General features: G+C 43.3%; 14 protein-coding genes. 6 read left to right on the top strand and 8 right to left on the bottom strand.

From position 1 onward, the window contains the following. Positions 1-34 precede the first annotated feature (34 nt). From GVT53_RS10270 to GVT53_RS10260, 3 genes are all read right to left on the bottom strand, one after another. Positions 35-1,300: an FRG domain-containing protein gene (locus tag GVT53_RS10270; protein WP_166248563.1), complete on the bottom strand. Its 1,266-nt coding sequence runs from the start codon at positions 1,298-1,300 to the stop codon at positions 35-37. Positions 1,301-1,589: 289 nt separating this feature from the next. After that, positions 1,590-2,078 carry a hypothetical protein gene (locus tag GVT53_RS10265; RefSeq protein WP_166248562.1) on the bottom strand — a complete coding sequence of 163 codons (489 nt, stop codon included), beginning with the start codon at positions 2,076-2,078 and terminating at the stop codon, positions 1,590-1,592. 329 nt (positions 2,079-2,407) lie between these two features. Continuing rightward, the gene (locus GVT53_RS10260) at positions 2,408-2,755 is read right to left on the bottom strand and encodes a hypothetical protein (RefSeq protein WP_166248561.1); all 348 of its coding nucleotides are present in this window, start codon (positions 2,753-2,755) and stop codon (positions 2,408-2,410) included. A 753-nt stretch (positions 2,756-3,508) separates the two neighbouring features. Between GVT53_RS10260 and GVT53_RS10255 the strand changes: the two genes are divergently transcribed. The 3 genes from GVT53_RS10255 to GVT53_RS10245 are packed head-to-tail and all read left to right on the top strand — an operon-like array spanning position 3,509 to position 10,204. Beyond that, positions 3,509-6,532: a SusC/RagA family TonB-linked outer membrane protein gene (locus tag GVT53_RS10255; protein WP_166248560.1), complete on the top strand. Its 3,024-nt coding sequence runs from the start codon at positions 3,509-3,511 to the stop codon at positions 6,530-6,532. 26 nt (positions 6,533-6,558) lie between these two features. After that, entirely contained in the window at positions 6,559-7,929 is a 1,371-nt protein-coding gene (locus tag GVT53_RS10250; RefSeq protein WP_166248559.1) for a RagB/SusD family nutrient uptake outer membrane protein, read from the top strand. Next, positions 7,916-10,204 (top strand): zinc-dependent metalloprotease, encoded by a 2,289-nt coding sequence (locus tag GVT53_RS10245; protein WP_166248558.1) that lies wholly within the window; start codon positions 7,916-7,918, stop codon positions 10,202-10,204. Before GVT53_RS10250 ends, GVT53_RS10245 begins: the two co-directional genes overlap by 14 nt. A 31-nt stretch (positions 10,205-10,235) precedes the next feature. Here GVT53_RS10245 and GVT53_RS10240 read toward each other — a convergent pair whose 3' ends face one another. From GVT53_RS10240 to GVT53_RS10220, 5 genes are all read right to left on the bottom strand, one after another. Further along, positions 10,236-10,520 (bottom strand): DUF6520 family protein, encoded by a 285-nt coding sequence (locus GVT53_RS10240; protein ID WP_166248557.1) that lies wholly within the window; start codon positions 10,518-10,520, stop codon positions 10,236-10,238. Between the two features lie 58 nt (positions 10,521-10,578). Continuing rightward, positions 10,579-11,682, bottom strand: coding sequence for a hypothetical protein (locus tag GVT53_RS10235; protein ID WP_166248556.1), 1,104 nt, complete (start codon positions 11,680-11,682; stop codon positions 10,579-10,581). Then, the gene (locus GVT53_RS10230; protein ID WP_166248555.1) at positions 11,676-12,122 is read right to left on the bottom strand and encodes a MauE/DoxX family redox-associated membrane protein; all 447 of its coding nucleotides are present in this window, start codon (positions 12,120-12,122) and stop codon (positions 11,676-11,678) included. The genes GVT53_RS10235 and GVT53_RS10230 overlap by 7 nt, the downstream gene beginning before the upstream one ends. Before the next feature lie 96 nt (positions 12,123-12,218). Beyond that, positions 12,219-13,145: a helix-turn-helix domain-containing protein gene (locus tag GVT53_RS10225; protein ID WP_166248554.1), complete on the bottom strand. Its 927-nt coding sequence runs from the start codon at positions 13,143-13,145 to the stop codon at positions 12,219-12,221. Positions 13,146-13,163: 18 nt separating this feature from the next. Continuing rightward, positions 13,164-13,550, bottom strand: coding sequence for a DUF7793 family protein (locus tag GVT53_RS10220; protein WP_166248553.1), 387 nt, complete (start codon positions 13,548-13,550; stop codon positions 13,164-13,166). A 198-nt stretch (positions 13,551-13,748) separates the two neighbouring features. Here GVT53_RS10220 and GVT53_RS10215 point away from each other — a divergent pair, with 198 nt between their 5' ends. From GVT53_RS10215 to GVT53_RS10205, 3 genes are all read left to right on the top strand, one after another. Beyond that, positions 13,749-16,154 (top strand): aminotransferase class I/II-fold pyridoxal phosphate-dependent enzyme, encoded by a 2,406-nt coding sequence (locus GVT53_RS10215; RefSeq protein ID WP_166248552.1) that lies wholly within the window; start codon positions 13,749-13,751, stop codon positions 16,152-16,154. A 12-nt stretch (positions 16,155-16,166) separates the two neighbouring features. Continuing rightward, on the top strand, positions 16,167-17,006 hold the full coding sequence (locus tag GVT53_RS10210; protein ID WP_166248551.1) for an RteC domain-containing protein: 840 nt from the start codon (positions 16,167-16,169) through the stop codon (positions 17,004-17,006). Between the two features lie 284 nt (positions 17,007-17,290). Beyond that, a complete protein-coding gene (locus tag GVT53_RS10205) occupies positions 17,291-17,569 on the top strand; it encodes a helix-turn-helix domain-containing protein (protein ID WP_166248550.1) in 279 nt (92 codons plus the stop codon). Position 17,570: the final 1 nt, after the last annotated feature.

Genomic DNA, 17,570 nt, shown 5'->3' with positions numbered 1-17,570 from the left:
AGTAGGCGAGAACAAGCAATTACTTATAGCCATCTTACCTGCTGTTTTTTGTTCTTGATTTTTCATAAATGTCCCAAGTATTAATTTCTGGTGTTGGATAAATATAATCTCTTGTAATTCCGTCATATTCTAATCTTTTCCGAATATGGTCTGCAAGTTTCTTATTTATGTTAAGGCAACAGCAAAATCTATATTCTTCAGGTTCATTTTCTTCTTTAGCTTCTAAATATTGCTCATTGCCAACAATTTCCAATGGTTTGATTGGGTCAGCATTCCAAGTAAAGACACCAACTTGATTCTGAATGTTTTTACTATTGTTTAAGGAAAATATAAAACCACTTTCAGCATCCTTATCACTAAAAAAGCTCAAAGGAATTTTTACCATATGCTTAATCTCTGTTACAAATTTCACAAGTCCTGAACCAAATACTTTGCTTTTGTCAATTATACTACGACCTTTAAAATGTTCCTCCATTTCTAATCTTTGTTTGTCGTCTTTGGCAATTTTAGCAATCAGTTCTAAAGTCAAGGACTGACCAACATCTTCAAAACTTCCGTCCATTAATTTTCGCATTCCCCCTTCTCCCATATACTCTTCTTCGATGTAAAACAAACTAAAATAATCATCTATTTCTTTTGCTCCTTGATTTAGTTCTAATCCATCTAACCCAAAGAATAGTGCGTTTTGAAATTTGTATGTCCAATCTAGTAAGGGAGTTGGACAACTATGATGTTGTAGAAAACCAAGTATCGAAATTGCATTTAAACTGTCAATATTGTGTTCGGACAGAATTTGTTTTATATATTCTTCGTAATCTACTTTCCCGTTAGTTACAAGTTTATCTAAAAATTCTTCGAATGAATTTTCTTCTTCGTGTAATTTGTGAAGAATCCAATAACGTTGAAGGTTGCTATAAAGTCTCCATCTTGCTTCTCTTTGACCCCTAAACAGCATATCTTCTTTAACTTTGTATTCATCATATATCTTATCAAAATGTTCTGTGGTGTCGATATTTATTTGGTCAAAACATTTTGATTTTTGAAGTATAGAAGAATATTCAGAAATAAAGTCTTTAGAATAGTAAGGTGGTTGAAGTTGTGAACCAAGAAGTGCCATCATAAATGCATTTGCTCTTGGTGTAACGGATTCAGGATTAGCTTTTCCGTTATGGTCAAATTCCATATCGATTAAGTCCTGCAAAAGATTTGGGTTAAATATTTTTTCGAGTCCACCGCTTCTTAAATATTCGTTGGTAAACTGAACCTTTAAATCTAAATTCGAAATTTCTCTTTTTGCCATATTTTTTTCAGCTTGCAGGTAACTAGCTTATATACCCAACTTTCTTGAGATTATGTCACCAATTTCGTCATGTTGTGCACAAGTTTTGCAATTGAATGCAGAGCATAGCTTTCTATATATTCAATAAATCTTTGGGGGGAGAATAGAATCTAAATGTAAGAATTTTCTAGGGATATTGGTCGTTGAAAATTTAGTCATGTAGAATCATCCAGGCCCTTAATATCAAAGCAACCGATATAAACTTTAATTGTCTTTATCTACAATACTTAATTGTAGGGTAAGGTTTTAATTAAAGTTGATAATACTTTTTCATTTCGTTTTTGACTTTGGACATATCAATTCCCTTTTTCTCAGAAAATTCAATCAAATCTTGTTCAATTGAAGCCTGCAATTTGTGAGCTTTTAATGTTATCGCTTTTATTCTTTCATAAAGTTTTTCAAAGTATGAATCTGATTTTAAATCATCTTTATTCTCTGTAATGCTCTTATGAATAAGCCAGTTTCTTTGTGTTAAAAGTTTTGACAATTCCATCTCCAAGGGTTTAGAGAATAGCGATTCTTTTTTGATAATGTTTATCGCCATGCCAAGTGTATACTTCCGTTGTATTTTTAAAAGATCGTCCGCTTCTTTCTTTTGGTCAGGCTCTGTTTTTTTTAAGACTATGGAGTGACTTAGAGCGTCCTCCAAAATTTGAACGGCACATAAAGATTCACCTAAAAAGGTGTAGAGAGTTATTTCATTTTTAGAGGCCTCTTTAAATTTAATGTTTTCAATCATTGGTGTTTTTTGAGGAAGTTTTAGAAAATAAGCAGTTCTATCATGGGGTAGCTTGCACGTCTTTGTTGTATTTGTTCTGTTTGAATCATTTTATTTCATAGTGGGTGATTGTTTAGCAAAGTCTTGATAGAACTACCACCATATACATAGATTTGTTAAACATATTTCGCCAATTTGATTGGCTATGCCCAACTTTTGCATTTTAATGCAAAGCATAGTTTCCGTAAAATTCAATAACTTTTGGGGGGGATGAATGTTAAATGTAAGAAATTTCCAGAAAAAGTTTGTCGGAGAATAGAATCGTCCTACTGATATAAGTAAAACATTTATTATTTTGTTGACCCTCCCTTTTTCCTTGGCCTTTTTCTAGCTTCTTTTAGTCTAAGGAATTCTTTGATTTTCTTTTCATCCTTAGAAAGTACTCTTTTAAAGAAATCAAATACTGAAATATCGAAATAATCGCATAGGTAGAATAATGTTTTCAACTCAAAATTGGGATTAGATTCAATTCTTCCCATATTTAAGGTAATCTTATATTTTTGTTCGAAATCAGAATTAACGAAAGACTGGGATGCACTCTTTTTGAAACCGAGTTTTTTCCCTTTCTCAGCTCTCAGCTCCTTTAGGACCATTTCAGTTGAAGTGGTATAATATAAAATTCTGGCCTCGTTCATCATCTAATCAAAGGAAATGAATAAAAAACACGATTTCAACGACGTTTATGTCGTTGAAATATTTTATATTTGATCAACTCTTATTTAGAAAGAGTGTAATTTTGCGATTCTTCTAGGAAAAAATTAGAAGCATTCGCTTTGAATCTCGCATTAGAAAACTGGTAATTTTTATGTGTACGAGATGATAAGTGTAATTGCTCACGACCCGGGGCGTGGGCTCACTTGTCTGTACACAGGGCATACCAGTGCCTCTAATGCAGTAAGTTGAGTTCCGCGCCTTTTTTGGTTTTTGGTTCGTTGCAACTTTCTTCTTAGCGCTTGATTTCTTTATTTTTTTGAAGTGTCGCCTAACCATTTAGGTTATGGGAAACACTTGGCAACTTTTTTATGTGGGGTTCACTCTGTGTGATTGTCCTGTTTTTGGGACATCGCACTCAGTATTCGATATCCTGTTTAAGAAAAAGCCAAAGAACCCCGTATAATTCCAAGACTAGGGTTGTGGGATACCCGTTACACTGATTTTTCGGTTCACGATATCCTTTAGTCCCACAACTAACGACTACACTTTTTGGTAACCGACCCAGCACGAAATCATGGTCTTTTTTTAGTTAAGGAATCCATTTCCACGGGCTTTTGCCCCTTGGACAGGACGGCCTTTGTCCGAACCTTGATGCCCTTCTGGAAGTTACGGCTTTTCCGTGGCTTTTTGGGTAGTGTGTTGAATAACTAACAAAGAAATCAAACGAACTCATTTTTATGAAACAATCAATATCATACATGTGCAGGGGGACCCTGTTCATGCTCCTATATGTCTTTTTAATGCCATTCTTTTTAATCAATGTACAGGCGGGCACAGTCTTGGAACCACCACAAGCCACTGTTTCCGGCACCGTGACCGATACCTCCGGGAATCCCTTGGCCGGGGTAAACCTTGTGGTGGAATCCAAGAATATCGGAACCATATCAGATTTTGATGGTTCCTTTTCTATCAATGCAGGTCCTACCGATGTGATTATCTTTTCCATGGTGGGCTTTAAATCCCTTACTGTTCCCATTGCTGGTCGAGAGGAAGTTATCGTCCAATTGGAAGAGGATGTCACGGTGTTGAAGGAAGTGGTACTGAATGCTGGATATTATACTGTCTCAGAAAGGGAACACACGGGAAATATTGAAAAGGTGACCGCTGTGGACATTGAGAAACAGCCCATATCAAATCCCTTGGTGGCCTTGCAGGGTCGGATGGCAGGCGTAGAGGTCCAACAGACTTCGGGCCTTCCGGGGGCCAAGTTCAACATCAAGATTCGGGGCCGGAACAGCATCCGATCGGATGCCAATGAACCCTTATATATTGTGGATGGGGTACCCTATTCGTCGACAAGCCTAGGGGAGGGGCAGGCATCACTGGCATTGTCCTCAGGTGCGATAAGTCCACTGAACAACATCAATCCAATGGATATCGAGAGCATCGAGGTGCTCAAGGACGCGGATGCAACGGCCATTTATGGGTCCCGAGGGGCCAATGGGGTGGTATTGATAACCACAAAGCGGGGAAAGACAGGTGAAACACGCGTAGAGATCAATCTATTGACGGGAATGGGAAAGGTTAGCCGAACCTTGGACCTGATGGGCACATCCGACTATTTGGCCATGCGAAGGGAGGCCTTTGCCAACGATGGGGTGGAGAATTATCCAGCCAATGCCCATGATATCAATGGAAACTGGGACCAGGGCAGGGAGACCGACTGGCAAAAGCTGTTCTTTGGCAGGACATCCTATCTCACCAATGCGCAGGTTTCGGTGTCTGGTGGTGATGTGCGGACCCGGTTTTTGGTCAGTGGGAACTATCATGGGCAGACCAGTGTTTTTCCCGGGGACCACAAAAATGACAAGGTGACCTTTTCGGCCAATATAGGGCACAAGGGCATGGACGATAGATTGTCCCTTCAGCTATCCACCAGTTTTACCACCAACAGGAACAACCTTCCAGGGGATGGGCTACTGGTGCAGCAAGCCTATTTTGTTCCGCCCAACGGTCCAGAGCCCTATACTGAAGACGGGAGCCTGAATTGGGAGAACTCCACTTGGACCAATCCCTTGGTCGGGTTCGAACGGAAATATGAATCCAATGCCTCGACCTTGATCGGAAACCTGACATTGGGCTATGAACTGACCAAGGACTTGACGTTAAAAACAAATCTGGGCTATACCGAAAACCACTTGCGGGAGATCAATACCAATCCCCATACAAGATATGATCCTGTCTATGGAGCCGGCCCCGAAAACTCCAGTGTGCTGCACAACCAAGGAAAAAGGACTTCATGGATTTTGGAGCCCCAATTGGATTATAAGGTCGTGTTCGGGGATGTTACATTGGGAGCCCTTGTCGGAGCGACCTTCCAAGAACAAAAAGGAGACCGCCTTTCCCAATATGGTTTTGGGTTCACCAGCAATAAACTGATCGAGAACCTTTCTGCGGCTTCCAGATTATCACTTTTGGCGGACGAGGAACAACAATACCGATATCAGGCCCTATATGGGAGGGTCAATCTTGGTCTTATGGACAGATATTTCTTGAACCTGACCGGGCGTAGGGATGGTTCCAGTCGATTCGGGCCCAACAAACGCTTTGGGAATTTTGGGGCCATCGGGGCCGCATGGCTCTTCTCGGAAGAAGGGATTGTCCAGAAGGTTCCCTACCTAAGCTTTGGAAAAATAAGGGCCAGCTATGGGACATCGGGTAGCGACCAGATAGGGGATTACCAGTATTTGGATACCTATTCCATGGGATCGGATCAATATCAAGGGGTCTTGGGAATCTACCCAACAAGGTTGTTCAATCCAGACTATAATTGGGAGGAAAACAGAAAGTGGGAACTATCCATGGACCTGGGATGGTTCCATGACCGTGTCTTTATCAGTGGGAGCTATTATAATAATCGTTCCTCCAACCAATTGGTGGGTATACCTTTACCTGCAACCACAGGATTTTCTTCCATCAACGGTAATTTGGAAGCCACCGTGGAAAACCGGGGGTGGGAACTGGAGCTCAGTACGGTCAATGCTCGATCGGAGAGATTCCAATGGACCTCTTCCTTTAACTTGACACTGCCCAAAAATCTGCTAGTGTCCTTTCCAAATCTGGAAGAGTCCACCTATGCCAATCAATTGGTGGTAGGAGAGTCCTTGAACAGTGTTAAGTTGTACCAATGGAACGGGGTGGATACCGAAACGGGGCTACATACCTTTGAAGATTTCAATGGGGATGGGACAATATCTTCCTTGAATGACCGGTCAATCATCAAAAATCTTGACCCTAAGTTCTATGGTGGACTTTCCAATCATGTTTCCTTGGGGAGGTTTGAATTGGATTGTCTGTTCCAGTTCACCAAACAATCCGGTCTTAATTTTCTGTCCCGTGCCGCACCTCCTGGCGTAATGGCCAATCAACCCAAAGTAGTATTGCAGCGGTGGCAACAAGTTGGGGACGTGACGGACTTCCAACGGTTCTCTTCGGGTACCCCGGATACGTACAGGGCCTTTCAATTGTACCAACAAAGTACCGCAGTGGCCACTGATGCCTCCTTCATCAGGTTGCAAAATATATCGGTATCCTATCAATTGGCCAGCCGGCCAACAGAAGGGTTTTCCTGTGACCTCTTCCTGAGAGGCCAAAATCTCTTCACTTGGACCAATTATCTGGGAACCGATCCGGAAGCAAGGAACCCGCTGGCGGTCCCATCATTGCGGATGCTATCCATAGGGACCAGGTTGAATTTTTAAGTATTTGTCAAACATTAACTAGGATTATGAAAACATATTTAAAAAAACTTTTATTGATTTTTCCCTTGTTGGTCTCCTGTGAGGATTTTTTGGACCTCTCCCCCCCAAAGAACCAATTGGTAGGGGAGCATGTCTTCGAGGAAGCGGCGACGGTAGATGGGGTATTTGCCCATATCTACACAGGGCTTCGGGAGTCAGCATTTACCGCGGGCACAGGGTCGGGGATTTCGTATGCCTTGGGACATTATGCGGATGAATTGGACCATTTGAGTGAAAACCAACCGGTAACACGCAATTTTTACAACAATAGCGTGCTGCCAGGGGACAGTAGTGTGGACGGTCTATGGAATTCCAGTTATAAACTTATCTATGATTGCAACAGCATTCTGGAGGGCGTGGAAAATTCCAGTTCATTGTCGCAAATGGAAAAGGATCGATTCATGGGGGAAGCTTTCTTTCTGAGGGCATTCCTGCACTTTTATTTGGTGAACTTGTTCGGGGATATTCCCTATGTCGATAACACGGACTATAGGGCCAACCTAAAGTTATCTGGAATGGAACGTGATGCCGTTTATGAACGAATCTTGGAAGATGCACGAAAAGCAAGGGAATTGTTGGCCAACCAAGGATCTTTGGGTAACCAATTCAGGCCCGATCAATGGACCGCTACAACATTTTTGGCAAGGGTATACCTCTATATGGAAAATTGGGAATCGGCAAGGGAAGAGGCCGAGTATGTTATCTCTGAGGGTCCCTTTTTGCTGGAGGAAGAGCTGGAAAGTGTTTTTTTAAAGGATAGCCAAGAAACCCTATGGCATTTGGGTGCCGGAGCTCCCGGGGAGAATACTGAGGAAGGAAACACTTTCATAGCCTTCAATGCCCCACCGAGATACACGGCATTGAGCAATGCACTTTTGGACAGTTTTGAAGCCGGAGATGGAAGATATGTGCATTGGGTGGGATCTATTTCCGATGACAGTCAAACTTGGTATTTTCCTTTCAAATACAGGTATAATGGGCTCACGGATGAAACCATGGAATATTCCATTCTGTTCAGATTGGCAGAGCCCTATTTGATCTCAGCAGAGGCCCACGCACAGTTGGGAGCGTTGGTTGAAGGAAGTTACTATGTGAACAAAGTAAGGGAAAGGGCCGATTTGCCCCCACTTCCCATGATGGAAAGGGATGACCTCTTGGGCGCCATTTACCATGAAAGGAGAATCGAGTTTTTTTCGGAACAGGGCCATCGCTTTTTTGACCTGAAAAGAACGGGAAGGGCCAATGGTATCCTTTCGATGACCAAACCCTATTGGGACGGTACGGATATCCTATTGCCGCTACCGGAGAACGAATTGTTGAAAAACCCAAACCTTTTACCACAAAATGAGGGGTATTGATATGGTAAGGCACATGAACCGGCGGTTCTTGTTTTCATGTATTGTTTGGTTAGCTGCCTGTCCCCTTTGGGGGCAGGCTACCTTTGTATTAAAGGGCCATTTGAAAGATGACCGCTTGATTTTGGAGATGGATAAACAGCTAATGGACGTCCCGATGCTCCTGGTTCGCCACGAGATAGGATTCCACCAGGTAACTTGGTCAAAGGAAGGGAGACACCTCCTGTTGTACATGGGATTGGTCCCTTCGGAGGTGGGGATTCAGGTTCCCCCACTATTTACGAACCAACGTATAGAACGTCAATTGCTGGGTCGTTTTCCCATTCTGGAGGGGAATCCAGATGAAAGCACCATTTCCATTGATGCCACCGATCTGTTTGTCAAGACATATATTCGTTGGAATATACAGAGCCAAGAGACCATAAAGGGAAATCTAACCTTTATCAAGGCTGTTGAACATAGGGAAGCAGAGGTCATTGTTCGGACGGTACGAACCATGGAAAGGCAAGGTGATAACAGCACGGAGAATGCGGATTTCAGCCTGTATCTATTACCCGATCCCATGAGGCCCCGTTTGTTCGATCACCGGATGGGGTATGAAAGTGAGGGTACTTTCAGTTCGATTAACTGGGCAACGAAATCCGAAAAGGGTAGTAGCACGCGATGGAGATTGGTTAAAAAGGACATGAAAAGTGTCATTTCACCCCCGATAAAGCCCATTGTCCTTTATTTGGACCCAAAAATCCCGGATAAATGGAAGCCCTATGTTCGCTCTGGTATCGAGGAATGGCTCCCGGCCTTTAAGGAAGCCGGTTTTAGCAATGCGATAGAGGTAAGGGAGCTGGAAAAGGGTACAAAAGAAGACTTTGGACAACAGATGGGTATTTCCATGGTACATTGGGTCGATAAATCGCACATTCGAGGTAAGGAGGGTGGAGGTTCAAATTGCCAGAAAGTGACCGATTTTCGAACAGGGGAGATACTCAAGGCGGATATTTACTTGACCAATCCTATGGGACTTGCACAGGATTATTTTGTTCGGTGTGCTCCATTGGACAAACGGGCACAACGTTTTCCTTTCCCGGATGACCTTATGGGGAGACTGATCCAATCCGTGACCGCCCATGAAACGGGTCATGCCCTTGGTCTGAGGGACGGTAATTATGGGGAGTATGCCTATCCCTTTGTAAGGATGCGGGACACCCAATGGCTCCAGCGCATGTCACACGTACCGAGCATCATGAGCTATTCCCGGCACCACCATATTGCGCAGCCGGAGGATGGCATATCGACCGATTTGTTGTTGCAACGGGTCGGTCCCATGGACCTATACCAGATCAAATGGGGGTATACGCCCATTCCAGATGCAAAGGACCCTTGGGAAGAATTGCCCTATCTTGAACGATTGATTAGGGTTCAGGATTCCGTTCCATGGTTTCGTTTTACCGTAAAGATCAATCCACCCCTTGGACCCGGGGGTACGGAAGAAGTTGCAGATAACAATGATCCAATACAAAGCATGGCATTGGGTCTTAAGAATCTCGAACGGGTCATGGACATCATACCTGAAACCACCCAAGGACCTAGGGATGATGGACTTTTGGAACAATTGCATGAAAAGACACTGGAGTTTTGGTACAAACAGATGTACCATGTATTGTCCATGGTAGGAGGATATTCCATGCAATACAAGGATGGAAACCAAAATGGACCGTTATTTGTTCCCATTGCAATGGAAGAGCAGTTACAGGCTTTGGATTTTTTGTTGGAAAACGGTTTTAAGGCACCCAAATGGATTTCCAAACCTTCTTATGAAGAGCGACTGCACAATAGCGAGGACAAAAATCTATTGCTCGGAAACCAATTGAGACTTCTCAAGGATTTAATGGAACCAGCCAGATGGAAACGAATGGAATTTATGGAAGAGGGACATGGGTTTGAAGGCTTGACCGAATTAATGATGTCCAAAATCCAAGAAGGACTTTTTGAGGAGTTGGAACAACAGGAGGTCATTGTTGAAAAACACAGACAAGCACTTCAAATGGGTTATGTGATGGAAATGGAGACCGCACTCCAAACGAAACGGGATTTGGTTAGGGGGTTGTCTGGATATAATCGCTATCAGCAAGGGCAATATGTCCTTGGGGGTATTCGATCTAAGAAGCCATTGCTCCTTAAGAAAATCCTAAAGGGCTTGGACCATAGTCAACATCCTTCGACTCAAGGCCACCTAATGATGTGCAGGGACTATTTGTGTAATGCTCCAATTGAAGAATAATAAAAGGGGCTTCTCTTGAAGCCCCCTTTTTTTAATGACTGGTCCTGCTTAATTGTTTGGTACACATGGTTTCCCCTTCAAACTGGTAAACAGCTGGGTAAGGGTAAACCGAATACGTACAGTCTTGATTCCCGGTCAATTGACAGTCCACATCCTCTACAAGTTCACAGGGTTGCTGCGGGTCACCTGTTTCGATATAACCATCTATTAATGTGAATTCATCTGCCTGGGTATCCATGGCAGTAAAGGCGCTGGCGGCTATGGCAAATACAATGGCCAATGCCGGGATAAAAAACTTGATTGCTCTTGTTTTCATAATGGTAGAATTTTAATGTTACGATCTACTCTGTTGATGGGTTTTCGATCTTCCCCCGCTACCGGCCGGTAGTTATTTTTTGTGCTTTATCAGGTATATAATTGGTGAAATAGGGCTCCAAAGTTCGGTAAACGGAAACCTTATTATCGATCAAAGCAATCACAAGGTTACCATGAAGCGTAAATTCCCTGACCTTGTGTTTTTGGATATGGTATAGATAAAAACTGAATTCATAGGTTTTTTTTTGGTAATTATAGGCATCAATGATAATGGCTTGGTCCAGCATTTCCCTACTCTCATTTCGGCCTAATCTATCCGATTGGATGAGCATCAACTCCTTGGAAAGAACTGCTGATGTATTGATGGTAAGGGGAGGGGCTTTCATCTGGATTTGCCCCTTTTTGTTGGCCAAGGCAACCTGAAGCTGTGCGTACTGTACCGTGTCGATGGTCCGTTGCTTTTTTTGACCGGTTAGCTCGGAATCAAAGGTGATAAATTGGTTTCTGTAGTAATACACATAACCCAAGGTCTGGTTGTTTTCACTGTTGACCAACATTCCGTCGACATCGAAAACACCATCAAGCTGTGACTCCAATAAAGAGGTATCCAAATGAACTTGGAAACTATCCGTTTTTTTGATTATACCCAAGGTGGTTTTTTGGTTGTTTGCATTGATGGTCCGGATAAAGACCCTATTGCTGTCAATGGGGATTGCCCTGTTGAAGTATGCTGTTCGTTCCATCCATGGATCGGCCTTCCATTCGTTGATTTTTCCCCTCAGGATAAAGGGCATGGTACCATCCATGACAAAGAAATAAGGAGGTAGGACGCTTGTCCTTAAGGAACGGTATTGGATCTTTCGGTCCCTAGGTTCCAACCTGATGTGGACCGTATCCTTTGTCCCCAGATTTACTTGGAGCATATGCCAAGGAGCGGTTTGGTTCCCAAGATATAAGTAGTTCTTGTCAAACCCAGCAATATAATAGGAATTATAGCCAATATCAAGATCAAATTCCTTGGTGACCGGGTGGGGAGGAAATCTTCTTGTAAACGCATTGTTGCGGTGTATCTGTCTTTCCGAAGAGAGGAATAATATGACCACCATTCCAATACAGAGGATGATTGTTCCAATAAGTTTAGTATAGGTATTGCGTATTAACATGTTCGGGTTTTTAGGATTGTAGTCTGCTCACAATACCAGATTGCCAGTATGGAAAGGGACATAAAGAAAACATTGAATATGATATGCTCTGTCCATCCCAGATCTTCCAACACACCGCCACAGGAACAAGGGATGTAATCACTAAAATTTAGGACTAAAAAAATGTAAGTGGTGAACATGGTCATCAGTCCCAAACTGGCATAAAGCGCATATAGGCGGAACCGGTCCATGAAAAGGAGAATGGCCAAAATATATTCTATCAAAGGAACCGACCAGGCCACCCATCCAGCATAAGCGGTCAAGATAGGGGATTGGCCCAATTGTACCTTGAATTGTTGGAAATCCCATAGTTTGCTAGTGGCGGCATAGATGAATAGAATGGCACAGAGTACACTGATCGAATAAGGGAGCCAAAACCTGATGTCTTTTGAACGCTGCATATCTTTTGATTTGATATGACAAAGTTCGGGAGTCTGATGTATCTCTAAGGGAGTATTTGTTATCTGAAACGGAGTAAATACATGATTTTAAGGTTTTTATGACCTTAAATCAGTAGGGGACATTCCATATTTGTCCTTGAATGCCCTTGAAAAATGGGTCTTGCTCTTAAAGCCGGTCATTTGGATGATTTGCTTTATCGTCAAGGTGCTGTGCTGGATCAGGGTCCTTGCCATTCGAAGACGTTCCCTGATCAGAAATCTAAAAATGGTCGTCCCGTAAATCTGTTTGAAACCATATTTCAGTTTGTACTCATTGGTGCCCTTCTGACGGGCAAGATCCTGCAAGGTGGGAAGGTCCTTGTCCAAGTTGTTGATGATCATATCATGGACGTCCCTGATGATTTGGATGTCCTCTGGCGTCAACGTGACCTTATGTTCCTTGATACCCTTGGTTACTTTGAGTTTATTTTTGGGCAGCCCCGTTTCAAAAGGCTCCCCCTTGGAAAAGAAGACGGAGTTCAACAGGATTTTTTGACCGCTCCCATCCAAGGCCTGGTACACCGATATTTGACAATCCTTGGCCAGCAAAAGACCATCGTTCGTAATGAATTCCAGGAACAATACCGTTTCAGACCGCTCCCGCTTCAAATGCTTGGCCATCTTCTTGGTCCATCTTTCCCAGGACCGTTCGGTCATGAATTCAGTGATATGTTTTCCGAAAAGATCCTTAGGGGGATAGGACAATAGGGAGCATGTGCCGTTGGTCAGCAGTTCAATGTGGCCATTCGCATCCAAGATCATGGACAGTTGGATGACACATTGTGGGGTGTTGTGCGCGTTTGCAAAACCTTGATGGATAAAGGCCGCCCCTATTTCCTCATTGACCATGTTCAGCATGACCACCAAAGAAGCAATATTGTCATTTTTATCCGAAGGCTCAATGGAATAGAAGAAATTGCCCTTGGCCATTTCCAAGAGCATCCTCTGTATCCGTTTTACCCTAAAGTCATCGCTGTTCGGCATCCTGTTTTATAGTATAGATTAGTTATCATCGGTTTCCTTAATTCCCAAGTAGGCCAAGGCCTCCGATTTTTTGGTAAAGGATCGTGTAGGCACTTTTTGGGAATGGGTGTCCAGATAAATGGAGCTGATCATATCCGTAACCGGTGGATCGATCAAAAAGGCCAGTTTCTCGATCCAAAGGGAACCTTCCAAAGCCAAATAGTCCCTTGCGGCCTTATCGATATTCCGGACCTCCCGTATATCGCAGAGCACAGGCATCACTTTACCTTCCTGTAATTCCATCCGATCCTTGACAATGAGTTGTGCTGCCTTAACATTGATACAAGGCACTTTCTTGTAAATGATATGTAAAAGATCATCGGTCAACAGATATATGGCATAGCGGTTTTCATGTGTTTTTTTCATCTCCGGAAAACTGGTTAGCGCAATCAATTTACAAAATTACTGCAATTGATTTTTTTACAGGAGAGCTATTGAGCTTAATAAAAGGATTTTAGTTATCTGAAAAGGAGTATTTGTTATCTGAAAAGGATTAAATAGAATAAGTATGCTTTATCAACTTACAAAATCCGTTTCTTTTTATCACAAATTAAATCAAATAAAATGGCCAAGATCAAACACCACAATTTTTTGAACACCGTACATGAGGTATTTACTGATGCCAAGAACGCCGGGGTATTACACCTCTATGCCGGGGGAGCATCCTTTTCGGGCAGGACCATTGAGGTAGAGGGGAAGGAACTGTACCATTTTGGGACCACGGGTTATTTAGGGCTGGAACAGGATTCCCGCTTAAAGGAGGCCGCCAAGGAGGCCATTGATAGGTATGGGACACAATTTCCCTTATCCAAATCCTATATCTCCAATCCGTTATATGAGAAATTGGAAAACTCGATTTCCGAAATGTACGGCTATCCCATTGTCATTACCAAAAACAGTACCCTTGGGCACCTAGGGGTCATCCCCAGTGCCGTGGACGATGATGATGTGATCATTCTGGACCATCAGGTCCATTGGAGTGTACAGAATGCGGCCAAAATGCTAAAGACTCGGAGTGTGCCCATCGAGATGATCCGACATAACCAATTGGAGATGTTGGAGGACAAGATCAAAAAATACCAGCATTCCAAGGGGAGAATCTGGTACATGGCCGATGGCATTTATTCCATGTATGGGGACTATGCCCCAGTCAAAGAACTGATGCGGCTAGCTGAGAGATATCCCCAGCTCCATTTTTACTTTGATGATGTACATGGCATGAGTTGGGTGGGTAGGAATGGTACCGGATATGTATTGGACCAATTAGGGGATTTGCCTGAAAATGTACTCTTGTTCGGGACACTGAGCAAGACCTTCGGGGCCAGTGGGGCTGTTCTGGCCTGTTCCAATGCTTCGATGTACGATAAGATCAAGACTTTTGGCGGTCCCCTGACCTTTTCGGCTCAGTTGGAACCCGCTTCTGTAGCCGCGGCCATGGCCTCCGCACAGATCCACCTATCATCCGAGATTTATGGACTACAACAAGAATTGAGGGAACGTATCGACTTTTTCAATGCATGCCTCTCTGCTACCGAATTACCGCTGATTGACCAGAACGAATCCCCGGTGTTCTATATCGGGACCGGTATGCCCAAAACCGGGTACAATTTTGTGAACCGTTTGATGGGGGAGGGCTTCTTTGTCAACCTCGGGATCTTTCCTGCGGTACCTGTAAAGAATACTGGTGTAAGGATTACGATTTCAAGGCATAACCAAAAAAAGGAAATCAAAGCATTGGTGGAAGCCATGGAATATCATTTTCCAAAGGCATTGGAAGATACCCAGACCGATGCCCAAAGGGTATTCCACGCCTTTAAAATGGAACCAAAGACCCTAAGTGGGCCGAAAGTAACCTCTGAGCTTACCATCGAAGTATTCGATACCATTGACCAAGTTGAAAAGGAGGCATGGAACCAAAGTTTAGGTGGGCAAGGGGTCTATGATTGGGAGGGGCTGAAGTTTTTGGAAGAGGTATTCCAGGGTAACCCAAGAAAGGAACATAACTGGTTGTTCCGATATGTGGTCATCAAGGATACTGATGGGATACCTGTATTGATGACTTTTGTGACCCTTTCCCTTTGGAAGGATGATATGTTGGCACAAGCACAAATTTCTACAGCTATTGAGGAGGAAAGGAAAACCGATCCCTACCATTTGTCATCCAAGGTCCTGTCCCTGGGTTGCCTGTTCACGGAAGGAAATCACCTCTATTGGAATGCATCACATAGGTTGGGCATGGAGGCTAGGGACACCCTATTGGAAACCTTGGAAAAACTGGAACTCCAGTTAGGTGCCAAGATGACCGTCCTACGGGACTTTGGTGAACATACGTCATGGAACGAACCGCTTTACGGGCATGGATTTCTAAGGGTGCAGATGCCCAACGCCTGTTATGTTGTCCTGGACGAGGTGGATTCCATGGAAGATTATTTGCAAAGGTTGTCCTCCAGAAACAGAAGACATTTTCGAAAGGATGTCCAACCCTATCTCGATAGGGCAAAGACAGTTGTTCTCCCATCCATGTCAACAAATCAAATTGAACAGGTCAAATCCTTGTTCGGGGAAGTACAGTCCAGAAATTTGGGGCTCAATACCTTTTCCTTTCCGGACTCCCTGTTTGAAAAGATGAACGAAAACCATTTGTGGGAGTTTATTCTCCTTTGTTCATGGGATAAACCTGAAAGGATAGTGGGTGTAATGTTCTGTTATACCAATTTGAACCAGGTCTATGTCCCTGCTTTTGTAGGTATGGATTATGACGGTCTGGAAGAGTTTGCCATTTATCGGCAATTGCTCTACCGGACCATTGAACGGGCCATTGGATTGGGCATTCCCAAAATCGATTTTGGGTTGACCGCTGCCTTTGAGAAACGGAAACTCGGTGCAACGGTCGAGAAAAAATATGCCTATCTCCAGACCAATGACAATTTCATCCTGGAATTGCTCGGAATCATGGAAGGCCAGCATTAATGGAAAAACGTCATGAAATACCAAAAGCTGCTATCAGAATTTGAAGGCCAATTGGATGCCTTGGAAAGCGGGAACGGGGATATTCTTTTCAAAGCGGAAAAGGGTATCGTACTTGTGGAGAAGAGCATCCGTAAACTCCAAAAACAGATTACCGGCAAGACCTTCGAGACCCAAGCGGACGAAATCTACTTCTTTAAGCACGTCAAGCCCCAAATCTTTAGCAAGCTGATCTATTATGTCAAATTGTTCAATATCGAGAGCAAGCGGCCTAGGGGAAATGATGCGGCACAGATCAAGTACCTACAACTTCAGATCGACAAGTTCCAGACCTTTTTTAACGATAATCTGGAGTTTTATAATTATTACCGTCGTGGGGCCATGTCCCTCGACGAGCAGTATTTTGTTCGGGGTAACCGAGATCTCAGGTTGCCCCTTGAATCCTTCCACTTTTTGATCGATGACCAGTTTTCTACCTGTCAGGATGGTACCGTGGCCACGATCATGGCCTATGACATGCTCATCGTGTACCTGAGAAAAGAGGTGGATGACCTACAAAACAATTTAGAACCCCAAAAGAACATGACCATGGAAAAACCTTCAAAACTCTTCTGGACCGGCAACAAGACCGATCTGATCGAACTATTATATGCACTCCAATCCAGCAAATGTATCAATAGCGGTACCACTGACATCAAGGAGTTGGCCTCGCATTTTGAACATTTTTATAACGTTGACCTAGGGAATTACTACCACACTTTTATTGATATTCGGTCCCGAAAGACCAGTAAGACCCGTTTCTTGGACAAGCTCATTGAGATGCTCAACCAACGCATGGATTCCCTGGATGAGTGAGTCTTTATTTTTCCCAAGTTGGTACCAACTTGGGAATTTGCATTTTGATGGGCCATAAGGGTATAATCTTGAGATTTATGAGCCCATTATTGGATGTACATTGTTCAAATTGAACCAAATACCATCAAATCCTATGCGTAGAAAAAAACACCCACCTTGGTACCAACTTGGGAAGTTTTTCCAAAAACTTTTTTGAGTTTTGTCCCTGAAAGTCAAATCTATCGAAGGGCCATCAAATGAAATGATAGTAATGGGATGGTCCTTCTTTTAAAACTCAAAAAACTATGGGAGCGACCATCATCACCTCAGAAGATCTCATGGAGTTCAAAGTGGAACTCTTGGAAGACATCAAAGCATTATTGAAGGACCAAAGTGGACAACTGGGCAAAAAATGGCTTAAATCCAATGAAGTACGCGACCTTTTGGGCATATCGCCAGGTACCCTTCAGAACCTTAGGATCAATGGGACCCTGCCCTATACCAAGATAGGTGGGGTGCTTTACTACGAATACCACGAAATCATGGAGGTGCTGGAACAAAACAAGGTCCATAACCGAATTTAGG

This window comes from Flagellimonas oceani, from assembly GCF_011068285.1.
GTDB lineage: Bacteria > Bacteroidota > Bacteroidia > Flavobacteriales > Flavobacteriaceae > Flagellimonas > Flagellimonas oceani.
This window is presented reverse-complemented; position numbering and strand designations above follow the sequence as displayed.